The organism is Flavobacterium sp. (assembly GCF_021151785.1).
Taxonomy (GTDB): Bacteria; Bacteroidota; Bacteroidia; order Flavobacteriales; family Flavobacteriaceae; genus Flavobacterium.
Genome location: NZ_JAGKWP010000129.1, coordinates 1 through 5559, shown reverse-complemented (window position 1 = coordinate 5559; position 5559 = coordinate 1). Strand labels below are relative to the sequence as shown.

The following is a 5559-nucleotide window of genomic DNA, read 5'->3' as shown; positions in this document are numbered from 1 at the left end:
GAATTATTCACAAACATAAAATTTAAAATTTAGAAAATATATGGCAACAGGAAAAATTAATGTTTCGGTAGAGAACATCTTCCCCTTGATTAAAAAATTCTTGTATAGTGATCACGAAATTTTTCTTCGTGAGTTAGTCTCCAATGCAACTGATGCAACTTTAAAATTAAAACACCTAACCTCTATTGGCGAAGCTAAAGTAGAATATGGCAATCCTATTATTGAAGTAAAAATAGATAAGGAAAATAAAAAAATCCATATCATTGACCAAGGTTTAGGAATGACTGCTGATGAAGTAGAAAAATACATTAATCAAGTGGCTTTTTCAGGAGCAGAAGAATTTTTAAACAAATACAAAGATTCAGCTAAAGATGCTGGGATTATAGGCCACTTCGGATTAGGTTTTTACTCGGCTTTTATGGTGGCCGAAAAAGTAGAAATTGTTACCAAATCGTTTAAAGATGAACCTGCAGCACACTGGACATGTGATGGCAGTCCTGAATTTACTCTTGAGCCTCATGCGAAAACAGAGAGAGGTACTGAAATCATTTTACACGTAGCTGAAGATTCACTTGATTTTCTAGAAGAATCTAAGATTCGTGAATTGTTAACTAAATATAACAAATTCATGCCAGTTCCAATTAAATTTGGAACAAAAAAAGAAGCCCTTCCAAAACCAGAAGATGCTGGAGAAGACTACAAGACTGAATACATAGATGTTGATAACATTATCAATAATCCGAATCCTGCATGGACAAAACAACCAAGTGAACTGACCGAGGAAGATTACAAAAATTTCTACCGTGAATTGTATCCTATGCAATTTGACGAACCTTTATTCAACATTCATTTAAATGTTGATTATCCATTTAACTTGACTGGTATTTTGTATTTCCCTAAATTAAGTTCTGACTTACAAATTCAAAAAGACAAAATTCAATTGTACCAAAATCAGGTATTCGTAACTGATAATGTAGAAGGCATTGTACCTGAATTTTTAATGATGTTAAAAGGAGTGGTAGACTCTCCTGATATTCCATTAAATGTGTCGCGTTCTTACCTTCAAGCCGATGGAAATGTAAAGAAAATTTCAAATTACATTACTAGAAAAGTTTCAGATAAATTAAAATCTTTATTCAACGAAAATCGTGAAGATTTTGAAAAAAAATGGAACGATATTAAAATTGTATTGGAATATGGAATGCTATCTGAACCCAAGTTTTATGAGAAAGCAGGAGATTTTGTTTTATATCCAACCACAGATGACAAATATTACACCTTGGCAGAATTAAAAGAAGCCATTTCTTCTACTCAAACAGATAAAAATGGTAAGTTAGTTGTATTATATGCTTCAAATAAAGAGGCTCAACATAGTTACATTGCTCATGCTAAAGAAAAAGGATATCAAGTATTATTATTAGACTCTCCAATTGTATCACATTTAATACAAAAATTAGAAACTGATAATGAAAATTTAACTTTTGCACGCGTTGATTCAGATCACATTGATAAATTAATTCAAAAAGACGAAGAGGCCATCTCTAAATTAACGGATGAAGAAAAAGAAAAATTAAAAGCTACTATTGAAGCCTCTGTTCCTAAAGAAAATTATACCGTTCAAATGGAAGCTCTAGATAGCACTGCAGCTCCTTTCATCATAACACAACCTGAATTTATGAGAAGAATGAAAGAAATGAGTCAGACTGGCGGCGGCGGTATGTTTGGAATGGGTAATTTCCCAGATATGTTTAATTTAGTTGTGAATACCAATTCTGAATTAGCTACTTCTATTTTAAATAGTAGTGAAGAGGTTCAAAAAGAACTGGTAAAACAAGCCTTAGATATAGCTAAACTTTCTCAAGGATTACTAAAAGGGGAAGAATTAACCGCTTTTGTTAAAAAAAGTTTTGAAGCCTTAAAATAGGTTTAGTATTTATTAAAACAATATCCTGATTAGTAAAAACTAGTCAGGATTTTTTTTGAGTAAAGGATTTAATTTTGTACTTCAATGTTCAATAAAAAAAGCTACTAAAATTATAGTAGCTTCTCAAACAAATCAAAAAAAGAAATTATTTTCTCTTTACATTTATAGCCGTTAATCCTTTTGGTGTATTTTCAACTTCAAAAATAACAGTATCATCTTCTGAAACGTTATCGATTAATCCTGTTGCGTGAACAAAAATATCTTGTCCTCCGTCTAATTGTGTAATGAATCCAAAACCTTTTGACTCATTAAAAAACTTTACTTTACCTTCTTGCATTATGTATTAATTAAAATTATTTTTTTTTTATTATGTGGGTGGCCTTAAAGCCTTTTAAACTTACCTCTTTTTTAAAAGTCACTTTATCGTTTTTCTTAAATGGAAAAGTAGTCACATCATAGTTAAAGAATAACGAATCGCGAGTTTTGTCTTCCGTAATAAAACCATATCCTTTTTCATGTAAAAAGTTGATCATTCCACTATGAATTTCAGAAGTTTCCTTAGACGTATTATTTCTTTCGATTAAATCATCCTCTGACTGTAGATGGGGAGGTATTGAGGTAAAATTTCCATTTTTATCTACATAAATAAGCATGTCTTCTAAACTCTTACCTTTATTGTTATTTACTTTTCTATCTTCTCTTCTAAGTGCTTTGTCTTGTTTTTTCTTAGCTTTTTTTTTGTTTCCTTCTTTTTTAGAAAAAGAATCTGCCATATATATTCTGTTTAAAATTAAATTTCAAAAAATAATTATTGTACAACGAAATCTAACTTTAAAAGAAAGACTTAAACACTAAAAAAGTGGTAATACTCGGGTGGCTGAAAAAGCGAAAACTGAGAAAGGAGAAATTTGACTTTAAACTACGTCAGAAAAGGCAAAGGCAGTAACCTATAATTATGACGCAAAGATACAACAATTAATTTAGCAAACTAATTTATTTACAATTATTTAGATTTAAATTAAACATTAACTATTAAAAGCGCCTCATTAAACCTTTTAATCAAACTATAGTCATATGTCACAACGAAAAAACTTTTACCATGAAAAACTTAAAATTATACTTTCCTTTTTTAGTATCTGTTCTACTTTTATCTTGCAATAAAGAAGACAATACAACAACAAAGACCGAAACAGACAAAGACTTAGTTACAGCTAATGCTGTTGCTGATTTTTCAAGTGAAATGGATTTTAATTATGGCTTAGATCTTTCACAAAATTATAGCAGTTATTCCAACCGTACAAGTGAAACACATGCTTTGGCTTCTTGTGCTACTGTATCGGTGAACAATACTACTCCTGGTCAATTTCCTAAAATTTTTACAGTAAGTTTTGGCTCAGGATGTACTTTAAATGGTATTACACGCTCTGGCACGCTTACTATTACATTGTCAAATTATTTATTATCTACTGGAAGTGTAATGACGATTGCAAGAGACAATTATTACATCAATGGAACTAAAATTGAAGGAACAGTTACTTATACTAATCAAACCACCAACCCTTCAATACCACAATGGACGAGAAGTATTTCAAATGGACAAATAACATTTGCTAATGGAGCTGTTTTTACACATTCTGGCACTAGAACTGTAAGACAAATTGAAGGTGTTTCAACTTTAATTTTAGCTGATAATGTTTATGAAATTTTAGCTGGAACTCATACGGTAAACAGACCTAATGGTTCATCTTTAACCGCTACTGTACTAACCCCTTTAATAAAAAATTTAATTGCAACTATATTTCACAAGGAACATTGAATTTACAAGGAACCTATTTAAATGGTACCTTAGATTATGGCAATAACACTTGTGACAATCAGGCAACCTATACACACGCTAATGGACAGGTATTTGCTATTACATTATAGTTTCTAATTCTACTAACCATTTTTATGCAGAATTAGAATCTTAGTTCATAAAATCACATTTATTTAAACGATAGTTTATCCATGATAGCTATCGTTATTTTTTTACCTAAAAACCGGTATATTAAACATTTTTTCTATCTTTGCCGGCTTTTTAAAAATTAGAAACTATGTTGAAAAACAATATGATTAAAGGAGTTTTTTTAGTAGGCCTTGGCGCTACTAGCTATGGGATGTTGGCTACTTTTGTTAAATTAGCCTACAAAGATGGATTTACCACTGCTGAAGTTACATCCTCACAATTCATCTATGGAATTTTAGGTGTTTTATTAATTAATATATTTCAAAAATTCAGATTTAATACGCCTACTATTAAAGCAACATCTATGAATATATTACAATTGATGTTAGCTGGTACTTCACTTGGTATGACAAGTGTTTTTTATTACTTATGTGTAAAATACATTAATGTTTCCATTGCTATTGTTCTTTTAATGCAAACCGTTTGGATGGGTGTATTATTAGAATGGTTTCTAGATAAAAAAGCACCATCATTACAAAAAATAATTTCAGTAGGTATTGTACTAGTTGGAACGATTTTAGCAACTAATATCCTAAAAAGCGAAATAGAATTAGATTGGAGAGGAATCGTTTGGGGCATGTTAGCAGCGGCTTCATTCACTACAACTATGTTCACAGCTAATAAAATTGCCCTAGGAGTTTCATCCGCTCAAAGAAGCTTATATATGCTTTTAGGAGGTGCTGTTATTGTATTTGGATTTTCAATTGCAACTCAAGTAACCCCTTTTAATTTAAATATATTTAAAGATTATGGTATTTTCTTAGCCCTTTTTGGAACAATTATACCTCCTCTATTAATGAATGCAGGTTTTCCTCATACAGGACTTGGCTTAGGCAGTATTGTATCTTCGTTAGAACTACCGGTTTCTGTTATGATGGCATTTATGATATTGAACGAACAAGTGGTCGCTTTACAATGGATTGGCATTATATTAATCATTATGGCAATAGTCATCATGAATATTAAATTCAATAAAAAATAATAAATTAGCGGTGTATTAACATCGCTTTTTTTATGCTTAATCTTTTCAAATCAGAACCCGTACGGCTCCATTTACCAGATGCTGAATTTATTTATTATCCTCAGTTTTTCAACAAAGATTTAGCTAATGAATTGTATCAAAAGTTACTCGATGAAACGCCTTGGCAACAAGATGAAATTACCATTTTTGGAAAAAAAGTTCCTCAACCCAGATTAACTTGTTTGTATGGAAATGAAGGAAAACCATATGGTTACTCAGGGATCATTATGCAACCCCATCCATGGACAGTGGCGTTAACTTATATCAAAGATTGTTTAGAAAAAGAAACCCAACTGCATTTTACCACTGTGCTACTAAATTTGTACAGAAACGAAAAAGATAGTAATGGTTGGCATGCAGATAATGAAAAAGAATTAGGAAAAGACCCATTTATAGCTTCGATTAGTTTGGGCGAAACAAGAAAATTTCAACTGAAACACAATCGTTTACCACATGTTAAACAAGACTTGAACCTAGAACATGGCAGCTTATTTTTAATGAAAAGTGGCTCTCAAACTCACTACAAACACCAACTCCCTAAATCAACACAGCCTAAAAACAATAGAATAAATTTAACTTTTAGAAACATTCTTTAAACAATATTCAAAA

At 31.0% G+C, this 5559-nt stretch carries 6 protein-coding genes; 4 read left to right on the top strand and 2 right to left on the bottom strand.

The window, feature by feature from the left end; genetic code table 11:
* Positions 1–40 precede the first annotated feature (40 nt).
* On the top strand, positions 41–1924 hold the full coding sequence (gene htpG / locus QZ824_RS10490) for a molecular chaperone HtpG (protein WP_291275966.1): 1884 nt from the start codon (positions 41–43) through the stop codon (positions 1922–1924).
* A gap of 145 nt (positions 1925–2069) precedes the next feature.
* Here the strand turns inward: htpG and QZ824_RS10485 are convergent, their stop codons facing one another.
* Together QZ824_RS10485 and QZ824_RS10480 are read right to left on the bottom strand one after the other, a co-directional pair.
* On the bottom strand, positions 2070–2261 hold the full coding sequence (locus QZ824_RS10485) for a cold-shock protein (protein WP_291275965.1): 192 nt from the start codon (positions 2259–2261) through the stop codon (positions 2070–2072).
* Between the two features lie 16 nt (positions 2262–2277).
* Positions 2278–2697 carry a cold-shock protein gene (locus QZ824_RS10480; protein ID WP_291275964.1) on the bottom strand — a complete coding sequence of 140 codons (420 nt, stop codon included), beginning with the start codon at positions 2695–2697 and terminating at the stop codon, positions 2278–2280.
* Between the two features lie 326 nt (positions 2698–3023).
* Here QZ824_RS10480 and QZ824_RS10475 point away from each other — a divergent pair, with 326 nt between their 5' ends.
* The 3 genes from QZ824_RS10475 (at position 3024) to QZ824_RS10465 (ending at position 5546) form a co-directional block, all read left to right on the top strand.
* On the top strand, positions 3024–3740 hold the full coding sequence (locus QZ824_RS10475) for a hypothetical protein (protein WP_291275963.1): 717 nt from the start codon (positions 3024–3026) through the stop codon (positions 3738–3740).
* A gap of 277 nt (positions 3741–4017) precedes the next feature.
* Complete coding sequence (locus QZ824_RS10470; RefSeq protein ID WP_291275962.1) at positions 4018–4911, top strand: DMT family transporter; 894 nt, start codon at positions 4018–4020, stop codon at positions 4909–4911.
* A gap of 32 nt (positions 4912–4943) precedes the next feature.
* Complete coding sequence (locus tag QZ824_RS10465; RefSeq protein WP_291275961.1) at positions 4944–5546, top strand: alpha-ketoglutarate-dependent dioxygenase AlkB; 603 nt, start codon at positions 4944–4946, stop codon at positions 5544–5546.
* Positions 5547–5559 lie beyond the last annotated feature (13 nt).

What these genes read in the sequence shown, in the direction of transcription:
- QZ824_RS10485 (WP_291275965.1), bottom strand. Translation starts at nt 2,261, where the DNA reads ATGCAAGAAGGTAAAGTAAAGTTTTTTAATGAGTCAAAAGGTTTTGGA.
- htpG (WP_291275966.1), top strand. Translation starts at nt 41, where the DNA reads ATGGCAACAGGAAAAATTAATGTTTCGGTAGAGAACATCTTCCCCTTG.
- QZ824_RS10475 (WP_291275963.1), top strand. Translation starts at nt 3,024, where the DNA reads ATGAAAAACTTAAAATTATACTTTCCTTTTTTAGTATCTGTTCTACTT.
- QZ824_RS10465 (WP_291275961.1), top strand. Translation starts at nt 4,944, where the DNA reads ATGCTTAATCTTTTCAAATCAGAACCCGTACGGCTCCATTTACCAGAT.
- QZ824_RS10470 (WP_291275962.1), top strand. Translation starts at nt 4,018, where the DNA reads ATGTTGAAAAACAATATGATTAAAGGAGTTTTTTTAGTAGGCCTTGGC.
- QZ824_RS10480 (WP_291275964.1), bottom strand. Translation starts at nt 2,697, where the DNA reads ATGGCAGATTCTTTTTCTAAAAAAGAAGGAAACAAAAAAAAAGCTAAG.